Origin of the sequence: Cetobacterium sp. ZOR0034 (assembly GCF_000799075.1) — a bacterium.
Lineage (GTDB): Bacteria > Fusobacteriota > Fusobacteriia > Fusobacteriales > Fusobacteriaceae > Cetobacterium_A.
Window position 1 is genome coordinate 1 of record NZ_JTLI01000006.1, and the last position, 21,346, is coordinate 21,346.

Genomic DNA, 21,346 nt, shown 5'->3' on the forward strand with positions numbered 1-21,346 from the left:
GAGCGCACGACTGTTAATCGTGTTGTCGCTGGTTCGAGCCCAGCAAGAAGCGCCATTTTTTTATTTTTTGTAAAAACTAGTAAAAGAAAAAGGGGAATTTTAATGAAAAAGAAATTAGTAGCAGGATTATTAGGATTATCATTAGCTTCTTTTGGAGCTGAAAGCTTTGAGCTAGGACTTTTATCACCAACACAGCTGAGAGGACCTCAAACAGATGTAAAAGGAGTAAGATTAGGTTTAATATACACTGAAAACCAAAATGTTGAAGGTGTGGATATAAATATAATTGCAAATAAAAAGCAAAATTTCAAAGGTTTATCATTAGGATCGATTTATGATAGAACAGAAAAAAACTTTGAAGGAGCAAAACTAGGATGGTTCTTCTTACCAATAACATTTAATAGTGTTGGTGGAAATATGACTGGAGTTCAGTTTGGACTAATAAATATGGTTGAACAAAATACTAAAGGAGTTCAAATAGGTGGAGCTAACTTTACTGAAACAGGAACAGGACTTCAATTTGGATTCTTTAATAAAGCAGGACAAATAAGAGGGTTACAGTTAGGTCTTGTAAATATGGCTGAAAACTTAGAAGGACTTCAAATCGGTCTTGTAAATATGGCTGATAATAGTGAATTATTTGAGGTGTTACCAATTTTAAACTTTAACTTTAGATTTTAATCTTCTAAATTGACAAAGTTAATATTTTGTGATACACTACTATAGTTATTAAAACGAATATTCCGCTTTAATGGAATATAATATTTAGTATTAAATGAATATTCAGGAGGCTAAAATGAAAGAAAAATTAATTCAATTAGTAGAGCAAAGCTACTTAAGAAACGACATCCCAGAATTCAAAGCTGGAGATACTATTGCAGTTTACTACAAAGTAAAAGAGGGTAACAAAGAAAGAGTTCAGTTATTCGAAGGTGTAGTAATCAGAGTAAACGGTGGAGGAGTAGCAAAGACTTTCACTGTTAGAAAAGTAACTGGAGGAGTAGGAGTAGAGAGAATCATTCCTGTAAACTCACCAATGATCGACAAAATCGATGTTTTAAAGATCGGAAAAGTAAGAAGATCAAAGCTTTACTACTTAAGAGGACTTTCTGGAAAGAAAGCAAGAATCAAAGAGATCAGAAAGTAAGATTTCTAAAGCTAAGGAAGAACAATTCCTTAGCTTTTTTCTTTTTTTTGTGTTAAAATATATATAAATTGACTAGAGGAGTGGGTTTATGAGTAGAGAAAATATAATTTTAAACACGATTTTTTATGTAATTTTATCAGCGTTTTTTATCTATATATTTGTTAAAGAGAAAAAAATAGTAGCTATAATAGATAAAAAAAGAACAAAATTTGAAGATAAACTAGTAGAAAAGTTAAACCTATCAGGAAAAACATCAGAAAAAATTCTAAGAAAAATAATAAAATTAATTGAAAGTTTAGGAAGTGCACTTATATTAGTGTTAATCATACAAAAATTTTATATAGGAAACTTTTTAGTACCAACAGGATCAATGATACCTACAATAGTTCCTAAAGATAGACTTTTCGGAAACATGGTGATATATAATTTTAAAGCGCCAGAGAGAGAGGATATTATAGTATTTAAAGAACCTATTGAAGATAAAGTACTTTATACAAAAAGACTAATGGGTCTTCCTGGAGAAAAAATTCAAATAAAATATGAAAAATTATTTGTAAATGGTCAAAAAATATCAGAAAGACAATATTCTCCATTAGGAGAACTAGCTAATAAAGAATGGATTATACCTAAAAAAGGAGATACGATAACAATAGTCCCAGGTCAAGACTATAATTCTGCTTTTGAAAGAGATAATATAGATGTGGCTAAAGTTCAAAGTTTATTAAAAGAAAATGGAGCATATGTATCACAACTATTACCAGACGTTGAATTTTTAGTAAATGGAGTTCCAACAGGAATGATTTTAGATTTTATTCATGAAGAAGATATTTTAAATGAACTTTTGAAGGGAAATACAGTTACAAGAATTTTAGATGAGGATTATTATTTAGCTTTAGGTGACAATACAAATGGAAGTTATGATTCTAGAATGTGGGGATTTGTAAAAGATAGTAGAATAAAAGGAAAAGCCTTAGTAAGATTTTGGCCTTTAAATAGAATAGGAATTTTAAAATAATTATGATATTAGAAATTAAAAAAGAAAATGAAGGTATTCTGAATGAAATATTTAGAATTGAAAAAGAGGTTTTTACAGAAAGTTTTTATTCTGTTGATACATTAAAAGATATGAGTCAAAAAGAGGAGTATCTAATCTTGGTTTATGGTAAAGATGTAAAAGGATACATGATATTGCATGATTCGTATGATTTATATGAGGTTATGAAAGTTGCAACCAAAAAAGAGTTTAGGAAAATGGGAATTGCAAAAGAATTAATAAATTATTACTTAGATAGATATAATAAAAACTTATTTTTAGAAGTTAGAGAAAGTAATGAAGTGGCAAGACACTTTTATGAAAATATAGGATTTGTAAAAGTTGGAAATAGAAAAAACTATTATCCCAACGGAGAAGCAGCAGTTTTAATGTCGCTAGAAAGAAATTAATATATATTTAGGAGGAAAATTAATAATGAACAGAGAAATTTATTCGAACCCTTTAGCAGAGAGATATAGCTCAAAGGAGATGCTAGAAGTATTCTCACCAAAATTTAAATTCTCTACATGGAGAAAATTATGGTATGTTTTAGCTGAAACTGAAAAAGAGTTAGGTCTTGATATATCTGACGAGCAATTAGCAGAAATGAAAGCTAATATAGAGAATATTGATTACGAGTTAGCAAACGAAATGGAAAAAAAGTTTAGACACGATGTAATGGCTCATGTTCACACGTTTGGAACAGCTGCACCAAAAGCTATGCCAATAATACACTTAGGGGCAACAAGTGCGTATGTAGGAGATAATACAGATTTAATCCAAATAAAAGAAGGATTAAATATAGTAAAGAAAAAACTGATAAATGTAATGGAAGGTTTAGCTAAATTCTCGAATGAGTATAAAGATTTACCAACATTAGGATTTACTCATTTCCAAGCAGCTCAATTGACAACTGTAGGAAAAAGAGCAACTCTTTGGTTACAAAGCTTAATCTTAGATTTAGAAGAGTTAGAATTTAGACAAGATACATTAAGATTTAGAGGGGTTAAAGGAACGACAGGAACTCAAGCATCTTTTGAAGAATTATTTAATGGAGACTTTAAAAAAGTTAAAGAATTAGATGAAAAAGTTGCTGAAAAAATGGGATTCAATAAAAGATTCTTAGTGACTGGACAGACTTATGATAGAAAAATTGATTCTGAAATATCAAATCTTTTAAGTAATATAGCTCAATCAGCACATAAATTTACAAATGACTTAAGATTATTACAACATCTAAAAGAGATTGAAGAGCCGTTTGAAAAGAATCAAATTGGATCATCAGCAATGGCATACAAAAGAAATCCTATGAGAAGTGAAAGAATATCATCGCTAGCTAAATTTGTAATAGCATTACAACAAAGTACTGCAATGACGGCTTCAACTCAATGGTTCGAAAGAACTTTAGACGATTCAGCTAATAAAAGATTAGCTTTACCACAAGCATTCTTAGCAGTTGATGCTATGCTTATCATTTGGAAAAATATATTAGAAGGATTAGTAGTTTATCCAAAGATGATAGAAAAACATATTATGGCAGAGTTACCATTCATGGCTACAGAGTATATAATCATGGAAGGAGTTAAAAAAGGTGGAGATAGACAAGAGCTTCATGAATTAATAAGAGTTCATTCTATGGAAGCTGGAAAACAAGTTAAAGTTGAAGGACTTGAAAATGATCTGATTGAAAGAATTGTAAACGACTCATCATTTGATATTGATAGAGATAAATTGATGGAAATATTAGATCCTAAAAACTTTATAGGTTTTGCATCTGAGCAAGTAATAGACTTCTTAGAAGCTGAAGTTAATCCTATATTAGAAAAAAATAAAGAGTTATTAGGAATGGATACAGACTTAAAGGTATAATTATGAGAGATAAAAGAAGGAGATATTTAACCGCTTTTGTGTTATTAGCCCTTTATTTATCACTGATAGAGACATTGATTCCAAAGCCTTTTCCATGGATGAAGTTAGGCTTAGCTAATATAGCTACAATAATAGCATTAGAGAAGTTTGATAGAAAAATGGCAATAGAGATATTGCTTTTAAGAATATTTATTCAAGGAATGATGTTAGGGACATTGTTTTCACCTAGCTTTATAATAAGTTTAACGTCAGGAGGGGCTAGTACCCTCTTGACCATTTTATTATTTAGGTATAGAGAAAATCTATCTCTGATTGCAATATGTATAAGTGGAGCTTTTATTCATAATTTAACACAGCTGATAGTTGTTTACTTTTTACTTTTTAGAAATATAAGCATCATGAGTAAATCTATTTTTATATTTATATGGGGTTTTTTATTTATGGGATGTATTTCGGGGCTAATAACAGGATATATATGTGAGAGATTACAAATTAGAAGGGAGAGAAGAAAAGGATGAGAAAATATTTTGGAACGGATGGAATAAGAGGAGAAGCTAATAAAGAGCTTACAGTAGAGCTAGCTTTAAAATTAGGGTATGCATTAGGATATACATTGAAAAAACAATATCCAGATAAGAAAAGAATAAGAGTAATTATGGGATCAGATACAAGAAGATCAGGATATATGTTAAGATCAGCTTTGACAGCGGGTTTAAATTCTATGGGAATCAATATTGATTTTGTGGGAGTAATACCAACACCAGGAGTAGCATATTTAACACAAAAGAGTACAGCAAAGGCTGGAATAATGATATCAGCATCGCATAATCCTGCAAGAGATAACGGAATAAAAATTTTCTGGGAAGATGGATATAAACTTCCAGATGAAGTAGAATTAGAGATAGAAGCACTAATGGATAATGTAGAAGAGATAACAAAAGATCCGATAGCCGGAGATGATGTAGGAAGGTTTACATATGCTGAGGATGAATATTATTTATATAGAGATCATGTGATTTCAACAGTTTCTGGAGATTTTTCAGGAATGAAGATTATCTTAGACGCAGCTAACGGATCAGCATATAGAGTAGCTAAAGAGGTATTTTTAGCTTTAGGAGCAGAGATAGTTATTATAAATGATGCACCGAATGGAAAAAATATAAATGTTAAATGTGGGTCAACTCATCCAGAAATACTTTCAAAAGTTGTAATGGGATATGAAGCTGACTTAGGGTTAGCCTACGATGGAGATGCAGATAGATTAATTGCAGTTGATAAAAATGGAAACATAATAGATGGGGATAAAATTATAGCTGTATTGGCTTTAGGAATGAAAACAAGAGGAGAGCTAAAAAACAACCAGGTTGTTACAACAGTAATGAGTAACATGGGGTTTGAGAGTTACCTATCAGATAAAGGAATAAACTTAATAAGAGCAAATGTTGGTGACAGATATGTTCTTGAAAAAATGAAGGAATTAGAAGTTAACATAGGTGGAGAACAATCAGGACATATAATTTTATCTGATTTTGGGACTACGGGAGACGGAGTTTTAACATCTGTAAAGTTGGTTGAGGCTATAAGAGATTCTGGAAAATCATTGGATGAGCTGGTGAAAGAGATTGTAGATTGGCCACAATTATTAATTAATGTAAGAGTTGATAATTCTAAGAAAAATTTATGGAATAAAAATGAAACAATAGTAAAATATATAGAGGAAAAAGAGTTGGAGATGGCTGGACTTGGAAGAGTTTTAGTAAGAACATCAGGAACAGAGCCTATAGTAAGGGTAATGGTAGAAGGAAAAGAGATGTCAACAGTTGAAAGGGTAGCAAAAGAGATAGCAACTGTAGTTGAAAAAGAATTAATTTAGGAGAGAAAATGTATTATAAGAATTTTTCAAAAGTTTATGATAAATTTATGCAACATTGTGATTATGATCAATGGGCAGAATTAGTAAAAGAAAAAATAAAGGAATCTGGAGTTGAAGGAAAAAAACTACTTGATTTGGGATGTGGAACTGGAGAAACATTGATTAGATTAAAAAATGATTTTGAATGTTCAGGGCTAGATTTATCTGTAGATATGCTAACTATTGCAAATAAAAAATTAAAAAATAAGGGTGTTCCATTATTCGTAGCAGATATGAGAGAGTTTGATACAGGTGAAAAATACGATATAATAGTGTCTCTTTTTGATACAGTTAATCATTTGACTTCTTTAGACGATTTAGATGATTTAATGAAATCGATTTACAATGCACTAAATCCTGGAGGAATCTATATATTCGATGTTATAAATAGAGAGTTTATGGATAAGATGTTTCCAGGAGGAGTTTATTATGATGATAGAAAAGATATGACAATAATTTGGGAACACTTTAGAGATGAAGAACTTGATATTGTTGAAGCGGTTTATTTTGTAAAAAATAGAGCGGGACATTATGAAAAACTAAAAGAATTATATGAAAAAAGAATATTTGAAGAGTTCGAAATTAGAAAAAAAATTGAAAAAAATAATTTAAACTTGTTAAGTATTGGTAAAAATGATAGAATAGCTGGGGAGAGATTTTTTTACGTGGTAAAAAAATAATTTTAACTATCTAAGGAGTGAAAAAACATGATTTTTTTTAATAAAGATTTTATGCATTATTTTTCACTATTGGGGTTTTTAGGATTTTTAATAGTAGGGAATATAGGAGCTTTTATATTGATCTACAAACTAATAGAAAAATATTTTTTTAAAAGCACGCTATTATTTATTTTCTTCATTATAATAGGAGTATTTAGTGCATTTTATAACGCTTATAAGCTAATAATGAAAAAATAGGATTGAGTGATATATGGACGAGTTAAAAAGAATAATAAAACGTGGAATTATAGCGTCAGTAGTAATTCTAATATATGGAGTATTATCAAGAAATGAATATGTCTACATTGGCATGTTTGCAGGAGCAGTTCTATCAGTAATCGGGTTTTATATGATATGTCTTGATGCGAAAGCAAGTTTGGCTTCGAACTCTCCATTTAAAGTTGGAGTGGTAGGATATTTAAAAAGATATTTTTTATACGGGATATTTTTAGCACTGGCTACAAAGTTTTACGGATTTCCAATGTTAGTTAGTGGAGTTATTGGGTTACTAAATATCAAATTGAATATTTTAGCAATAACTTTATTTAACAATATAAAAAAGTTTAAATCTAAGTATTTAAAATAAAATATTGAAAGGAGGCGAAACTAATGAGAATAGGACCAATAGAGTTTATTACCCCACCATTGGTAGAAGGACCTGCAATAATGTTTCACATACCATTACCACACTTCTTACATCAAATTCCGTTTGCAATGGAATATGCTGATGGAAAGTTTGGACTACCAGTTACAATAACTGTAATAAGTACATGGTTTGTAATATTAGTGTTAACACTTCTATTTAAAATGGGAACGAAAAAATTAGAGATGATTCCAGGTAGAGCACAAGTTGCAGCCGAGTCAGTTTATGATTTCGTATACGGTATTATTCATCAAATGTTAGGAGGTTGGACATCAAAGTATTTCTCATTCTTAGGAACACTGTTCTTATTTATTTTAGGATGTAATTTACTTATGTTCGCACCAATTCCTTGGGGAGGTTTTAAAGATGGTGTATTTACTTTAGCACCAGCATTTAGAGCTCCTACAGCGGATCTTAACACAACAGTTGGATTAGCATTATTAACTACAGCTACATTCTTAGGAACAAGCATAAAGCTAAATGGAATATTAGGTTATTTCAAGGGACTACTTGAGCCAATGCCATTTATGTTACCTATTAACTTAGTTGGAGAGTTAGCAAAACCAACAAATATTTCTATACGTTTGTTTGGAAATATGTTTGCGGGAATGGTTATAATGGGGCTTATTTATAAGGCAGCACCAATGGTAATACCAGCACCGTTACATCTATATTTTGATATATTTAGTGGAGTAGTACAAAGTTTTGTATTCTTAATGCTAAGTATGGTATATATTCAAGGTTCATTAGGGGATGCAGAGTGTCCCGATGATAAATAAAAACTAACAAGATTAAATTTTAAAATAACTAGGAGGTAAAGATTATGGATTTAATGTTAGCAAAAACTATAGTATTAGCAGCATCTGCAGTAGGAGCAGGATGTGGAATGATCGCAGGTATAGGACCAGGAGTTGGACAAGGATACGCAGCTGGTAAAGCAGTTGAGGCAGTAGCTAGACAACCAGAAGCAAAAGGAGATATCATCTCTACAATGGTATTAGGACAAGCAGTATCTGAGTCAACAGGTATCTACTCACTAGTAATCGCACTTATCTTATTATACGCTAACCCATTCGTAGGAATGTTAGGGTAATTTTAAAAAAATACATCAAATACTTTTAGGAAGGAGGTAGAAGACTTGGCACCAACAAATATGCCTGCAGTATCGATAGATATTAACATGTTTTGGCAAATAATTAACTTCTTCATTTTAGTGTTTATATTTAATAAATACTTTAAAGCTCCATTAATGAAATTAATGGATACAAGAAAAGAGAAGATTGCAGCTGAGTTCTCAGAAGCTCAAAAGAACAATGAGGAAGCTGTATTGAAAAATAAAGAGGCTCAAAAGATCTTAAAAGATGCTAAAGATGAAGCTACAAAAATACTTCAATTAGCAGAGAAAAAAGCTGATGAGAGAAAAGATGGAATTTTATCAGAAGCAACAGCTCAAAGAGATAAAATGCTTAAATCAGCAGAGCTTGAAATTCAAAAGATGAAACATGCAGCTAAGAAAGAGCTAGAGGTTGAAATGAGCCAACTAGCTGTAACATTAGCTGAGAAGATAATCAAAGAGAATTTAAACTCTAATTTAGAAGCTGCCCTAGCTGACAAATTTATAGATGAGGTAGGGGGAGTAAAATGATAGGAAACCAAATTGGTAAAAGATATGCTGAAGCAATATATGATGTTGCTGTGCAAAAAAATGAGGTTAAATCAGTATATGAAGTTTTAAATTCTGTAATGGAGTTATATAAAACTGATGTTGATTTTAGAAATTTCATAACTCATCCTCTAATTAAAGAGAATGAAAAGAAAGAAACTTTAAAGAAAATTTTCTCAGATTCTAATGACGGATTAGAAATTCTTTTCTATATTTTAGAAAAAGGAAGAATATCACAAATTAGAGAGATTGTAGCAGAGTATGTTAAGTTAGATTATGCAAAGAATCAAATTCTAGATGTAGAAGCTACATTTGCTGCTTCATTAACTGAAGAGCAAAAAGAGAAACTTTCTAAAAATCTTGAAAAGAAAACAGGTAAAAAGATAAAGCTAGTAGTTAATGTAGATAAGTCTCTGATTGGTGGAGGAATTATCAGAATAGGTGACGAAGTAATCGACGGAAGTATCCGTAGACAGCTAGAAACTCTAACACAAAAATAAAACTACTTGTAAAATTAGGAGGTGTAATCAGTTGAAAATCAGACCAGAAGAAGTAAGCAATATAATAAAAACTGAGATCGAGAATTACAAAAAGAGTCTTGATGTCAAAACTTCAGGTTCTGTATTAGAAGTAGGAGACGGTATCGCGAGAATCTACGGATTAAGCAGTGCAAAAGCAGGTGAGCTTTTAGAGTTTCCTAACGGAATAACAGGAATGGTTCTAAACCTAGAAGAGGATAACGTTGGAGCGGTTATACTAGGGGACTATACAAAGATTAAAGAGGGAGACGAGGTTAAAGCTACAGGTAGAATTGCCTCTGTACCAGCTGGAGAATCTTTATTAGGAAGAGTAGTTAATGCTCTTGGAGAGCCAATTGATGGAAAAGGTGAATTAAAAGTTGAGAAATACATGGAGATTGAAAGAAAAGCTTCAGGTATCATCTCAAGAAAGCCAGTATCTGAGCCATTACAAACAGGAATCAAGTCAATCGACGGAATGGTACCTATCGGTAGAGGACAAAGAGAGCTTATTATCGGAGATAGACAAACTGGTAAAACAGCAGTAGCTATTGATGCGATATTAAATCAAAAGAATACAGGAGTAAAATGTATCTACGTTGCAATTGGTCAAAAAAGATCAACTGTTGCACAGATCGTTAAGAGATTAGAAGACGCAGGAGCTATGGAATATACTATAGTTGTTGCTGCAACTGCTTCTGAATCAGCTCCATTACAATACTTAGCACCATACTCAGGAGTAGCTATGGGAGAGTACTTCATGGATAAAGGTGAAGCTGTATTAATAGTTTATGATGATCTTTCTAAGCATGCGGTAGCATACAGAGAAATGTCTCTATTATTAAAAAGACCACCTGGAAGAGAAGCTTACCCAGGAGACGTTTTCTATCTTCACTCAAGATTACTTGAGAGAGCAGCTAAGTTATCAGATGAATTAGGTGGAGGATCAATCACTGCACTACCAATCATCGAAACTCAAGCAGGAGACGTATCGGCATATATTCCAACAAACGTTATCTCGATAACTGATGGACAAATATTCCTAGATGCTCAATTATTCAACTCAGGATTCAGACCAGCTATAAACGCAGGTATATCTGTATCAAGAGTTGGAGGATCAGCTCAAATAAAAGCTATGAAACAAGTTGCTGCAAAAGTTAAGTTAGAATTAGCTCAATACACTGAGTTATTAACATTCGCACAATTTGGATCAGATTTAGATAAAGCTACAAAAGCTCAATTAGAAAGAGGACATAGAATTATGGAAGTTTTAAAACAACCACAATACAGTCCTTATCCAGTTGAAGAGCAAGTTGTATCATTCTATACAGTAATCAATGGATTCTTAGATGAGATTGCTATTGCTGATGTAAGAAGATTTGAAAGAGAATTAATTACAGAAATTAGAAATACAACTACTATATTAGATGAAATTTTAGAAAAGAAGAGCTTAAGTAAAGAGCTTGAAGCTAAAATTGCTGATGCTGTTGTAGCATTCAAAAAGAACTTTAATTAAAGAGAGGTGGGAGCATGGCTGGAACTAGAGAGATAAAAAATAGAATAAAAAGTGTTCAGTCTACTCACCAAATTACAAAGGCCATGGAAATTGTTTCAACTACAAAGTTTAAGAAATTTTCAACAATAGTAGCTCAATCGAAACCATATTCAGAAAGTATCGCTAATATTTTACAAAATATAGCAGCTGGTGTTAAAAGTGAAAGACACCCACTTTTTGATGGTAGAGAAGATGTAAAGAAAGTTGGAGTTATTGTTATGTCATCAGATAGAGGACTAGCAGGAAGCTTCAACAGTAATACATTAAAAGCTTTAGAAAAGTTAATTTCTGAAAATAGTGGAAAAGAGGTCTCTGTAATTGCAGTTGGAAAAAAAGCTAAAGAATACTGTGCAAAAAGAAATTACGATGTTAAAGCTGAATATATCCAATTAATCCCTGAAACTATGTATGACAAAGCGAAAGAGATTAGTGAAAATATTGTAGAGTATTACTATAACAACATTTTTGATGAAGTTTATGTAATATACAATAAATTCGTATCAGCTTTAGTAAGTGATTTAACAGTAAGAAAAATAATTCCTATAGAAAGAGCTGAAGGAAGCGAGAATAAGGCTTATATATTTGAGCCATCTCCAGAAGAGATTTTATCATCTCTACTACCTAAGTATTTAAATATAGAATTATATAAAGCTTTATTAGACAATACTGCTAGTGAGCATTCTGCAAGAAAAAATGCAATGAAAAGTGCAACGGATAACGCTGAAGATATGATAAAGGGATTAACTTTAGAATACAATAGAAGAAGACAAGCTTCGATAACTCAAGAGATATCTGAGATTGTTGGAGGAGCAGCAGCGTTAAATTAAGAATAATGAGGAGGCAATAGTGGAAAACAAAGGTACCCTTACCCAAATAATAGGTCCTGTTGTAGACGTTATGTTCAATGATAGATTGCCTGAGATTTACAACGCTTTAAAAGTTAAAGGTGAAGATGGAAAAGAGTTAGTTCTTGAAGTACAACAACATCTTGGAAACAACGTTGTAAGAACAGTAGCAATGGACGCTACTGAGGGTCTACAAAGAGGAATGGAAGTAATAGATACAGGAGCAGCTATAACAGTTCCAGTAGGAAAGGCTGTTTTAGGAAGAATCCTAAACGTTTTAGGAGAGCCAGTTGATGAAGCTGGTCCAGTAACAACAGAGGAGCATTTACCTATACATAGAGAAGCTCCAAACTTTGATGAGCAAGGAACAGAAGTAGAAATATTCGAAACTGGTATTAAGGTAATTGACCTTCTTGCACCATACATCAAAGGTGGAAAAATAGGTCTGTTTGGAGGAGCTGGAGTAGGAAAGACAGTTCTAATAATGGAGCTTATCAACAACATCGCTAAAGGACATGGAGGATTATCTGTATTCGCGGGTGTTGGAGAAAGAACAAGAGAAGGAAGAGACTTATATGATGAGATGAGAGAGTCAGGAGTTATTGACAAAACATCTCTAGTATATGGACAGATGAATGAGCCGCCTGGAGCAAGATTAAGAGTTGCTCTTACTGGACTAACAGTAGCGGAAAACTTCAGAGATAAAGAAGGACAAGACGTTCTTCTATTCATAGATAACATATTCAGATTTACTCAAGCCGGAGCAGAGGTTTCTGCCCTATTAGGAAGAATACCTTCAGCGGTTGGATACCAACCAACACTTGCTTCAGAAATGGGTAAATTACAAGAGAGAATTACATCTACTAAGTCAGGATCAATAACATCAGTTCAAGCTGTATACGTACCAGCGGATGACCTTACTGACCCTGCTCCAGCGACAACGTTCGCACATTTAGATGCTACAACAGTTCTTTCAAGAAGAATTGCATCTCTAGGAATATATCCTGCAGTTGACCCTCTAGATTCAACTTCAAAAGCTTTAGATCCAGCTATCGTTGGAAATGAGCACTATGCAGTTGCTAGACAAGTTCAAGAAATACTGCAAAGATATAAAGAACTTCAAGATATTATTGCTATCCTAGGAATGGATGAGTTATCTGATGAAGATAAGCAAACAGTTTCTAGAGCAAGAAAAATCGAGAGATTCTTCTCACAACCATTCGCAGTTGCTGAGCAATTTACAGGAATGGAAGGAAAATATGTTCCAGTAAAAGAGACAATAAGAGCTTTCAAAGAGATAATCGAAGGTAAGCACGATGCTCTTCCAGAACAAGCATTCCTTTATGTTGGAACAATTGAGGAGGCAATAGCTAAGGGAAGAGACCTTATGAAGGGAGCTGAGTAATTATGGCAAACTCATTTAAGCTAGAGCTAGTAACTCCATTAAATAAAGTTTTATCTGAAGAGGTAAACTTTGTAATGCTAAGAACTACAGAAGGGGATATGGGTATATTACCTAATCACTCACCTTTTGTTGCTGGTGTAGCAACTGGAGAAATGAAAGTTAGAAACAATGGGCAAGAGAAGTTTTACTATGTATCAGGAGGATTTGTAGAAATCTCTAATAACGTAGTAACTATTTTAGCGGATGAAGCTATGGACGTTAAGGATATAGATTTAGAAGCTGCTAGAAAAGAAGCTCAAATTGCTAAGGAAAAATTAGAAAAGTCTGCTGAGGATATGGATATTGCAAATGTGCAAAAAGCATTAACTCAAGCGTTAACTAAAGTAAAATTAGCAGAAAGAATGTTATAACTAAAATTAAAAACCGATTAGAAATTCTAATCGGTTTTTCTTATATTTATTTTAAAATTAAAAATATTATTTTCAATAGTCAGATTAAAATCAATTTCATGTAATTGAAGGATTTTCTTAACTAAAGAAAGACCTAAACCACTTCCATCAATATTTTCATTTAAAGCATTTTCCCCTCTATGAAAAGGTTCAAATAAATCATTTATATCAATGTTTTTATTTGATAAGATAGTATTTTCAAAAATGATAGAATTATTAGTAAAGTTTATAAGGACTTCACTATTTTCAGGAGAGTACTTCAACATATTTTGAATTAAATTATTCACTGCGATTTTCAAAAGGTTTAAATCTCCAGATATAAATAAATCTGAGATATTTGTATTGATATCAATATTTTTTTCGAATTCCAAATAGTCAAATTGTTCTAAAGCATTTTTGATTAAAGTTTTTAAATTTATTTTTTCTTTAATTAATTTATAATCAGGTGAGTTTATTTTGGATAAAGTTAATAAGCTTTCTGTTAAAGCTCTCATTTCTAAAGATTTATCAAGCATAGTTTTGTAATATTCTTTCTTTTTATTATCAGGAACATTTCCTCTAGAAAGTGCCTGTGAATATAGACAGAGAACTGAAATAGGTGTTTTAAGTTCGTGAGAAGCATTTGAAACAAAAAGTTTTAAATTTTCAATAGATATAGATAACTCTTTTGACATCTCATTTAAACTAGAACTTAACTCTTCTAGTTCATCTCCACTATTTAGAGCTATATTTTTAGGATACTCTAATTTGGCTATTTTTTCAGCACTATTTTTTAAATATGTAATATTTCTATTAATTTTTTTAGAGAAAATAGAAACCAATATACTACTCATAATAAGTGAAAATAAAGATGTGAATATGTTGAAGATAAAGATATCATGAATATGTTCAGCCATAACAGCCATTGAGCTTCGAATACTTAGAAGATAGCGGTTTTCTAAACGCTCATAGTATCGAATAAACATTACACCAGAAGTTCCATCAACCTCTCTAATTTTAAAAGTAGATTCATTAGTTTTCAAAGAGTTATAAATTTTTTTATTACCACTCATATGTGAACGGTTATTTTGTGGAATAATATTTAAATCAATTTTAACTCCGAAACTATCTTCCGCAAAATAGATGTAATTTTCTAATTTGTCTTTATCATTAATAACATTAACTAAACTATTTCTAATTTCAACGATGTTTTGTTTTTTTCTGTAGATATAAAATTTATCTAAGAAAAGAGAATTAAATATAAAACTGGTTATAATTGTTAAAAAAACTACCCCTATAGTCAATAGGAATAGTTTTTTAAAGAAGTTTAGTTTTATTGGAAAATTAATCTGTTTTAAAGACATAACCGACACCCCTTACACTTTTAATATAGAAATCATAGTCTCCAAGTTTTTTTCTTAACCTTTTAATTATAGTATCTACAGCTCTTTCATCACCAAAGAATTCAAATCCCCAAACTTCATTTAGAAGTGTTTCACGGGAGAAGATAATATTTTGATTTCTGAAGAAAAACTCAAGTAGTTGAGCTTCTCTTCTTGGAAGAGTATTTGTTTCTTCAGGTGTTGTGAGTACAAATGTATTGTAATCAAATGTTATATCTCCAATTTTAAAAAATGTATCATTATTTAATTTAAAGATTTTTTTTAGTTTGATAATAAGGAGCTTAGGAGTAAAGGGCTTGGTGATATAATCATCAGCCCCTAACTCAAGTCCTTTTATCTCATCAAATTCATTATCTCTAGCAGTTACCATAATAATAGGAGTTTGAGATAGAGATTTAATCTGCTTACAAATTTCCCATCCATTAAGGCCAGGAAGATTTATATCGAGTAAAATCAAATCAGGCTTTTCTTCATAAAATGAATCGATAGCCAAATCACCTCTATTAACAATTACAGTTCTGAATCCCTCTGCTTCTAAAGCATCAGAAATTATATTAGCTAGAGATTTTTCATCTTCAACAATAAGAACTTTCTTCATAGTGTTATACCTTATCCGTTTTTCTTTTCAAAAATAACATCTATTGGAGTTCCTTCAAATCCGAAAGATTCTCTCAGTTTATTTTCAATATATCTACCGTAAGAGAAGTGAACAAGCTCTGGATAGTTACAGAATAGAACAAATCTAGGTGGTGCAGTAGAGATTTGAGTAGCATAGTTAATCTTAACAACTCTTCCTTTTCTTGTAGGAGGATTATTCATTATAATAGCATCACTGATAACAGTGTTTAATAATCCAGTAGAGATTCTCTTATTGTACTCAGCGAATACAGCTTCAGAGTGCTCTAATATTTTAGTAGTTCTTTGTCCAGTTAAAGCTGAAATGAACTCTACAGGTGCATAAGATAGGAATGGTAATTCTGCAAGAAGCTCCTCTCTCATTTTTTTCATAGTGTCACCTTTTTTATTTTCGATAGTATCCCACTTATTCATAACAATGATAATAGGCTTTTTCTCTTCATAAGCAATCCCAGCGATTCTCTTATCTTGTTCTGTTAATCCTTCGCTTCCATCAAGCATCCAGATACAAACATCTGCTCTTTTTATTGTTTTGATCGCTCTTAAAACAGAGTAGTACTCTAAGCTTTCTTCAACTTTTGATTTTCTTCTGATACCAGCAGTATCGATAAGAACATATTTATTTCCATCAAATTCGATAGCAGTATCTATAGCATCTCTAGTAGTACCAGCGATATCACTAACGATAGTTCTTTCCTCTCCACAAAGTCTATTAACAAGAGATGATTTACCAGCATTTGGTCTTCCAATGATAGCTAATTTTAGTCCCTCTTCTTCTTCGAACTCTTCAACATGCTCATCAATTATATTTACAACTAAATCTAGCATATCTCCTAAGTTAACTTTATGTTCTCCAGAGATAGGGATAAGGTGTTCAAATCCAAGTCCCCAGAAATCATAAATATCATCTTGTTGTGCTTGGAAGTTATCTATCTTATTTACACATAAAACAACTGGTTTTTTCTTTTTTCTTAATAGGTAAGAGATTTCTTCATCTAAAGGATTTAATCCATTTTTCCCATCAACAACGAATAAAATAACGTCAGCTTCGTTCATAGCCACTTCAGCTTGTTGTTTTATTTTAGTCATCATAAAGTCATTATTTCTAGGCTCAAGTCCTCCAGTATCAACTAGAACGAACTCTTTTCCAGCCCACTCAGTCTCTCTATATAATCTGTCTCTTGTAACTCCTGGTTGGTCATCAACGATAGCAACTCTATCCCCAACCAATTTATTAAATAGTGTTGATTTTCCAACATTTGGTCTTCCCACGATTGCAACAATTGGTTTCAATTTTAATACCTCCTAGTTTTATTTGTTTGAGTGATAATATCTTTTTGTTTTTGTTTTTTACCATTATCCTTTTCAACAAATATTTTTTTATCATTGAATGGATTCATCTCAGTATAATACATAAGTGTAGAATAAGTTGATGGAGTAGGAGTAAAAATTTGTACCTGCTCTGGACTTATTTTAAGTTCAGAGGATGCGAATCTTTTTAAATCTAACATATCTTTTTCGTTACACCCTGGATGAGCAGCTATTAAATAGTAAGTTAAGAATTGTTTTTTATCATGCTTTTTATTTAGCTCGTAGAAACGATTTTTAAACTCTTTTAATATGCTTTTTCCTTGTTTACCCATTAGAGAAAGAATTTTATCCTCTGTGTGTTCAGGAGCAATTTTCATCTGTCCTGAAATATGGTCTTTAATAATTTCTTCTAGATATTTATCACCACATCTATTGTCATCTAAAATCATATCATATCTAATTCCAGATGCAATAAATATTTTTTTTATTTTATCGATAGATTTTAATTTTCTTAAAAGATCTATCTGTTTTGAATGATCTAATTTTAAAGCAGGACAAGTTTGTGGATAAAGACATCTTTTATGAGCACAAGCACCATGCTTTAATTTTTTATTACATTCTAAAGCGTACATATTAGCTGTCGGTCCTCCAACATCAGATATATGACCTTTAAATCCTTTTTTACTAGCTAACTCTTTAACCTCTTTAACTATAGAGTCTTCACTTCTAGATATAACAGTTCTTCCTTGGTGAACAGCAATAGCACAGAAGTTACACTCTCCATAGCATCCTCTATGAGTAGTAACAGAATTTCTAATTGTATCTAAGGCTTTTACATGTCCATCTTTTTTGTAATATGGATGAACATCTCTCTCAAATTCTAAACCGTAGATAGCATCCATCTCTTCAGAGGTGAAGTTTTCACAAGGTGGGTTTTGAATGTAATATCTATCAGCATTTTTTTGATAGATTCCTTTGGCTGTGATGGGATCACAGTTGTGGTAGAAAAGTTCAAAAGCTTTTACAAAGTTTTCCTTTTTCTCTAAACACTCTTCATAAGTTGGAAGGGCTAAATAACCCTCTTTAGGTTCTTTAGATATATATCCAAGCCCTCTTATATTTTTCCAATCCTCTTTATTCTGAATGGCTTTAGCTAGAGCTAGCATAGATTTTTCACCCATTCCATAAGAAAGGATATCAGCTTTAGCATCAAAAATAATAGGACGTCTCAGTGAGTTACTCCAATAATCGAAATGTACAACTCTTCTAAGACTAGCCTCTATTCCTCCTAGTACAATTGGAACAGAGCTATTTTTAAAGAAACGACGAATTAGATTTGTATATTGAATCGTAGCCCTATCAGGTCTTCTGTTGTTTTCTCCACCAGGGGTAAAGTCGTCACTTTTTCTTCTTTTTTTAGTGGCAGTATAGTTAGCAACCATAGAGTCAACACAACCAGCAGAAACTGCCCAATATAAATTGGGCGTTCCTAACCTAGTTATATCTTTATCAGAATTGATATCTGGTTGTGCAATAACTCCTACCTTAAAACCGTTTTTAACTAACCACTTACCAATAATAGCAGTACCGTTATACGAGGTATCTAGATATGTATCTCCAGATATTAAAATAATATCTAAAGAATCCCATCCTAATTTTTTAACCTCTTCCATTGTAGTAGGTAGAAACATTTAAAATCACACTCCTTGAGAAGCAGCCATTAAGAAAGGAACCACTTGTTTCTTTCTAGAAACAACACCATCAACCCATGCAGTATTGTTAACTAAAGTAGTGTGGAATCCTCTTTCAACGATAGTAGGCTCTCCAACAACTAGTAACATTGATCCTGCTTTAACGATATCAGTTATAACTAATACAGATAGTTGGTAGTGATGTTTAGAATTAGTATGAGCCATAGCTTTCTCTAAAGCTTCTTGTTGATCAAGAACACCTTTAACATCAACAGTATTAACTTGAGAGATAGCTAATTTGATACCATTCATAGTGAATTCTTTTTGGTCCATAGTTAAAATCTCTTCTGGAGTTTTGTCAGAAAGAGAAGTTCCAGCTATTAACATATCCATACCGTAAGCTTCGAAGTTTTCGATTCCAGAGATAGTAGCTAACTCTTTAACAGCAGCGATATCTTTATCTGTACAAGTAGGTGATTTAAACATAAGCGTATCAGATAAAATAGCACTCATCATTAAACCAGCAATCTCTTTTGGAGGAACTATTCCAGCTTCTTTATACAGATCAAGAATAATTGTACAAGTACATCCAACAGTTTCTGCATTTATTTTTACAGGTTCATTAGTTTCGAAGTTTCCAAATTTATGGTGATCAACCACTTGAACTATTTTTGCATCTCTTAAACCAGCAACAGATTGAGTATCCTCATTGTGGTCAACTAAAATAACATTTTTTCTAGTGAAGTTGATTAAATTTTTAGTTCTAATTGTTCCGTAAACTTCACCGTTTTTATCGATAACAGGGAAGTTAGTTTGTGATGATTCTTTCATAATATCTTTAATATCAGCTAAGTAATCGTCAACAGAGAAAGAGTAGAACTTTTCGTTGTTTAAGATTGATAAAATTGATACTGATTGAGATATTAGAGGAATCGCTTTAAATAGAGATTTGTTTACTCTTAAAATTGGAGTTTTTGAATCTCTTGGAAGGATAACATCATCTTTATCACAGCAAAGAATAATCATCTTTACTCCTAAATCGATTAAATCGTCGATAGAATCTAAAAGAGTTGTAGTAATAACGATATCACCAGCAGCGATATTTCTGTATTCACTAACTCCTTTTAAATTAGCTTCGATTTTCCCAGAAGGATATTTTCCACTGATAACTTCTCCTTCTAAAACTTCTTGTAAGTTTTCGTAAGTTGTATGATAAGCAGCAAAAAGATCTGAGTAATCGATGTTTAAGTAAGCATTAGCTATATCAGAAACATGAATCATTCCTCTTAAGTGATTTTTGCTATTTACAACAGGTAAACTAGAGAAGTTTTCCTCAGTCATTATTTCTAAAGCTCTTCTTAAAGAATCTTTGTGATTGATAGTTTTCTTTTCAACACGAGTAAGGTCTGAAATCTGAGCACTTACTGTTGAAAGTAATTTTGGTGCATCTATATTAAAACTTTTTAAAACAAATTCAGTTTCCTTACTGATGTTTCCTAATCTACAAGCTTGAGCAGATTCTCCTTTTAATTCTTTTAATCTAGCTAGTGATATAGCCGAACAGATTGAATCTGTATCTGGATTTCTGTGTCCAAAAATTAAAGTTGGTTCCATGTAAAATACTCTCCTTTTTCTTAAATAAGTCTATTTATTATTTTATCATTTTTTTGAAAATAGAACAACAAAATCTTTACTTTTCTCATAAAAAAACACAAATAAAAAATGAAATTAGGAGAATATGGAAAATATGTCGTATTTATGATAAAATATAGGAAGAGTTTTAGTTAAAATATACGAGGTGAAGAGATGAAATTAGTTGATACACATTGCCATTTAGATAATGAAAAATTCGATTTAGATAGATTAGAAGTTATAGAAAGAATAAAAGATAAATTAGAATTTTGTGTAAATATAGGATATGATTTAAAAAGTTCAAAAAGAAGTTTAGAATTAGCAAAAGAGTATGATTTTATATATGCAGTTGTAGGTGTCCATCCAATTGATATAGCAGAGTATAATGACGAGCTAGAAAAAGAGCTAGAGGTAATAGCAAAAGATTCTAAAGTTGTTGCTATAGGTGAGATTGGATTGGATTATCATTGGATGACAGAACCAAAAGAGGTTCAGCAAGATAGATTTAGGAAGCAGTTAGAGTTAGCAAAAAGAGTAGGTAAACCTGTTGTTATTCATACAAGAGACGCGATGGAAGATACAGTTAATATTTTAAAAGAGTATCCAGAGATAGAGGGGGTTATTCATTGTTATCCTGGGTCTTTAGAAACTGCAAAGGTTTTAGTAGATAGATTTTACTTAGGAATAGGTGGAACTTTAACTTTTAAAAATGCAAAGAAAACCGTTGAAGTTGTAAGAGATATACCACTAGATAGAATAGTTATAGAGACGGATTGTCCATACTTAACTCCTGAACCTTTTAGAGGAAAAAGAAATGAACCTATTTATGTAGAGCATGTCGCTCAAAAAATTGCTGAAATAAAAGAGATTTCAGTAGAAGAGGTTACAAAAACGACAACAGAGAACGCTAAAAAACTTTATAAAATAGGATAGGTG

The 21,346-nt window shown here is 31.7% G+C and carries 24 protein-coding genes; 19 read left to right on the top strand and 5 right to left on the bottom strand.

Annotation, left to right across the window (positions count from 1 at the left end; genetic code table 11):
* Nucleotides 1–102: 102 nt before the first annotated feature.
* From L992_RS01585 to L992_RS01670, 18 genes are all read left to right on the top strand, one after another.
* Nucleotides 103–681, top strand: a complete 579-nt coding sequence (locus tag L992_RS01585; protein WP_052191623.1) for an LA_2272 family surface repeat-containing protein — start codon at nt 103–105, stop codon at nt 679–681.
* Between the two features lie 115 nt (nt 682–796).
* Entirely contained in the window at nt 797–1,147 is a 351-nt protein-coding gene (gene rplS, locus L992_RS01590; protein WP_047380723.1) for a 50S ribosomal protein L19, read from the top strand.
* 88 nt (nt 1,148–1,235) lie between these two features.
* Nucleotides 1,236–2,162, top strand: coding sequence for a signal peptidase I (gene lepB, locus L992_RS01595; RefSeq protein ID WP_047380721.1), 927 nt, complete (start codon nt 1,236–1,238; stop codon nt 2,160–2,162).
* 2 nt (nt 2,163–2,164) lie between these two features.
* Nucleotides 2,165–2,590 (top strand): ribosomal protein S18-alanine N-acetyltransferase, encoded by a 426-nt coding sequence (gene rimI, locus L992_RS01600; protein ID WP_047380719.1) that lies wholly within the window; start codon nt 2,165–2,167, stop codon nt 2,588–2,590.
* Between the two features lie 25 nt (nt 2,591–2,615).
* A complete protein-coding gene (gene purB / locus L992_RS01605) occupies nt 2,616–4,049 on the top strand; it encodes an adenylosuccinate lyase (protein ID WP_047380717.1) in 1,434 nt (477 codons plus the stop codon).
* A complete protein-coding gene (locus tag L992_RS01610; RefSeq protein WP_197053372.1) occupies nt 4,046–4,567 on the top strand; it encodes a Gx transporter family protein in 522 nt (173 codons plus the stop codon). Before purB ends, L992_RS01610 begins: the two co-directional genes overlap by 4 nt.
* Complete coding sequence (gene glmM, locus L992_RS01615; RefSeq protein WP_047380713.1) at nt 4,564–5,922, top strand: phosphoglucosamine mutase; 1,359 nt, start codon at nt 4,564–4,566, stop codon at nt 5,920–5,922. The genes L992_RS01610 and glmM overlap by 4 nt, the downstream gene beginning before the upstream one ends.
* Before the next feature lie 8 nt (nt 5,923–5,930).
* Nucleotides 5,931–6,641, top strand: a complete 711-nt coding sequence (locus tag L992_RS01620) for a class I SAM-dependent methyltransferase (RefSeq protein ID WP_047380711.1) — start codon at nt 5,931–5,933, stop codon at nt 6,639–6,641.
* 51 nt (nt 6,642–6,692) lie between these two features.
* Nucleotides 6,693–6,878, top strand: a complete 186-nt coding sequence (locus L992_RS01625) for an AtpZ/AtpI family protein (protein ID WP_231549750.1) — start codon at nt 6,693–6,695, stop codon at nt 6,876–6,878.
* Nucleotides 6,879–6,891: 13 nt separating this feature from the next.
* Nucleotides 6,892–7,266, top strand: coding sequence for an ATP synthase subunit I (locus L992_RS01630; protein ID WP_047380707.1), 375 nt, complete (start codon nt 6,892–6,894; stop codon nt 7,264–7,266).
* Nucleotides 7,267–7,289: 23 nt separating this feature from the next.
* Nucleotides 7,290–8,102, top strand: coding sequence for a F0F1 ATP synthase subunit A (atpB, locus tag L992_RS01635; RefSeq protein WP_047380704.1), 813 nt, complete (start codon nt 7,290–7,292; stop codon nt 8,100–8,102).
* 44 nt (nt 8,103–8,146) lie between these two features.
* Complete coding sequence (atpE, locus tag L992_RS01640) at nt 8,147–8,416, top strand: ATP synthase F0 subunit C (RefSeq protein ID WP_040407557.1); 270 nt, start codon at nt 8,147–8,149, stop codon at nt 8,414–8,416.
* Nucleotides 8,417–8,461: 45 nt separating this feature from the next.
* Nucleotides 8,462–8,968, top strand: a complete 507-nt coding sequence (atpF, locus tag L992_RS01645) for a F0F1 ATP synthase subunit B (protein ID WP_052191622.1) — start codon at nt 8,462–8,464, stop codon at nt 8,966–8,968.
* Nucleotides 8,965–9,486: an ATP synthase F1 subunit delta gene (gene atpH / locus L992_RS01650; protein WP_047380702.1), complete on the top strand. Its 522-nt coding sequence runs from the start codon at nt 8,965–8,967 to the stop codon at nt 9,484–9,486. Before atpF ends, atpH begins: the two co-directional genes overlap by 4 nt.
* Before the next feature lie 31 nt (nt 9,487–9,517).
* A complete protein-coding gene (gene atpA, locus L992_RS01655) occupies nt 9,518–11,020 on the top strand; it encodes a F0F1 ATP synthase subunit alpha (protein WP_047380700.1) in 1,503 nt (500 codons plus the stop codon).
* Nucleotides 11,021–11,034: 14 nt separating this feature from the next.
* Nucleotides 11,035–11,886 (top strand): ATP synthase F1 subunit gamma, encoded by an 852-nt coding sequence (gene atpG / locus L992_RS01660; protein WP_047380699.1) that lies wholly within the window; start codon nt 11,035–11,037, stop codon nt 11,884–11,886.
* A 19-nt stretch (nt 11,887–11,905) separates the two neighbouring features.
* Nucleotides 11,906–13,309 carry a F0F1 ATP synthase subunit beta gene (gene atpD, locus L992_RS01665; RefSeq protein ID WP_047380697.1) on the top strand — a complete coding sequence of 468 codons (1,404 nt, stop codon included), beginning with the start codon at nt 11,906–11,908 and terminating at the stop codon, nt 13,307–13,309.
* Nucleotides 13,310–13,311: 2 nt separating this feature from the next.
* A complete protein-coding gene (locus tag L992_RS01670) occupies nt 13,312–13,719 on the top strand; it encodes a F0F1 ATP synthase subunit epsilon (protein WP_047380694.1) in 408 nt (135 codons plus the stop codon).
* Between the two features lie 26 nt (nt 13,720–13,745).
* Here L992_RS01670 and L992_RS01675 read toward each other — a convergent pair whose 3' ends face one another.
* The 5 genes from L992_RS01675 to L992_RS01695 are packed head-to-tail and all read right to left on the bottom strand — an operon-like array spanning nt 13,746 to nt 20,392.
* Entirely contained in the window at nt 13,746–15,101 is a 1,356-nt protein-coding gene (locus tag L992_RS01675) for a cell wall metabolism sensor histidine kinase WalK (RefSeq protein ID WP_047380692.1), read from the bottom strand.
* Complete coding sequence (locus tag L992_RS01680) at nt 15,082–15,738, bottom strand: response regulator transcription factor (protein WP_047380690.1); 657 nt, start codon at nt 15,736–15,738, stop codon at nt 15,082–15,084. The genes L992_RS01675 and L992_RS01680 overlap by 20 nt, the downstream gene beginning before the upstream one ends.
* Before the next feature lie 11 nt (nt 15,739–15,749).
* Nucleotides 15,750–17,069: a ribosome biogenesis GTPase Der gene (der, locus tag L992_RS01685; RefSeq protein WP_047394084.1), complete on the bottom strand. Its 1,320-nt coding sequence runs from the start codon at nt 17,067–17,069 to the stop codon at nt 15,750–15,752.
* A 2-nt stretch (nt 17,070–17,071) separates the two neighbouring features.
* On the bottom strand, nt 17,072–18,778 hold the full coding sequence (locus L992_RS01690) for a YgiQ family radical SAM protein (protein ID WP_047380685.1): 1,707 nt from the start codon (nt 18,776–18,778) through the stop codon (nt 17,072–17,074).
* A 6-nt stretch (nt 18,779–18,784) separates the two neighbouring features.
* Nucleotides 18,785–20,392 (bottom strand): putative manganese-dependent inorganic diphosphatase, encoded by a 1,608-nt coding sequence (locus tag L992_RS01695; RefSeq protein ID WP_047380683.1) that lies wholly within the window; start codon nt 20,390–20,392, stop codon nt 18,785–18,787.
* A 192-nt stretch (nt 20,393–20,584) separates the two neighbouring features.
* On the opposite strand from L992_RS01695, the gene L992_RS01700 reads away from it, so the two are divergent.
* Nucleotides 20,585–21,343, top strand: coding sequence for a TatD family hydrolase (locus L992_RS01700; RefSeq protein ID WP_047380681.1), 759 nt, complete (start codon nt 20,585–20,587; stop codon nt 21,341–21,343).
* Nucleotides 21,344–21,346: the final 3 nt, after the last annotated feature.

Bases quoted from the DNA above. Each gene is read 5' to 3' on its own strand.
- L992_RS01585 (WP_052191623.1), top strand. From the start codon at position 103: ATGAAAAAGAAATTAGTAGCAGGATTATTAGGATTATCATTAGCTTCT.
- rplS (WP_047380723.1), top strand. From the start codon at position 797: ATGAAAGAAAAATTAATTCAATTAGTAGAGCAAAGCTACTTAAGAAAC.
- lepB (WP_047380721.1), top strand. From the start codon at position 1,236: ATGAGTAGAGAAAATATAATTTTAAACACGATTTTTTATGTAATTTTA.
- rimI (WP_047380719.1), top strand. From the start codon at position 2,165: ATGATATTAGAAATTAAAAAAGAAAATGAAGGTATTCTGAATGAAATA.
- purB (WP_047380717.1), top strand. From the start codon at position 2,616: ATGAACAGAGAAATTTATTCGAACCCTTTAGCAGAGAGATATAGCTCA.
- glmM (WP_047380713.1), top strand. From the start codon at position 4,564: ATGAGAAAATATTTTGGAACGGATGGAATAAGAGGAGAAGCTAATAAA.
- L992_RS01620 (WP_047380711.1), top strand. From the start codon at position 5,931: ATGTATTATAAGAATTTTTCAAAAGTTTATGATAAATTTATGCAACAT.
- L992_RS01625 (WP_231549750.1), top strand. From the start codon at position 6,693: ATGCATTATTTTTCACTATTGGGGTTTTTAGGATTTTTAATAGTAGGG.
- L992_RS01630 (WP_047380707.1), top strand. From the start codon at position 6,892: ATGGACGAGTTAAAAAGAATAATAAAACGTGGAATTATAGCGTCAGTA.
- atpB (WP_047380704.1), top strand. From the start codon at position 7,290: ATGAGAATAGGACCAATAGAGTTTATTACCCCACCATTGGTAGAAGGA.
- atpE (WP_040407557.1), top strand. From the start codon at position 8,147: ATGGATTTAATGTTAGCAAAAACTATAGTATTAGCAGCATCTGCAGTA.
- atpH (WP_047380702.1), top strand. From the start codon at position 8,965: ATGATAGGAAACCAAATTGGTAAAAGATATGCTGAAGCAATATATGAT.
- atpG (WP_047380699.1), top strand. From the start codon at position 11,035: ATGGCTGGAACTAGAGAGATAAAAAATAGAATAAAAAGTGTTCAGTCT.
- L992_RS01670 (WP_047380694.1), top strand. From the start codon at position 13,312: ATGGCAAACTCATTTAAGCTAGAGCTAGTAACTCCATTAAATAAAGTT.
- L992_RS01675 (WP_047380692.1), bottom strand. From the start codon at position 15,101: ATGTCTTTAAAACAGATTAATTTTCCAATAAAACTAAACTTCTTTAAA.
- L992_RS01680 (WP_047380690.1), bottom strand. From the start codon at position 15,738: ATGAAGAAAGTTCTTATTGTTGAAGATGAAAAATCTCTAGCTAATATA.
- L992_RS01690 (WP_047380685.1), bottom strand. From the start codon at position 18,778: ATGTTTCTACCTACTACAATGGAAGAGGTTAAAAAATTAGGATGGGAT.
- L992_RS01695 (WP_047380683.1), bottom strand. From the start codon at position 20,392: ATGGAACCAACTTTAATTTTTGGACACAGAAATCCAGATACAGATTCA.
- L992_RS01700 (WP_047380681.1), top strand. From the start codon at position 20,585: ATGAAATTAGTTGATACACATTGCCATTTAGATAATGAAAAATTCGAT.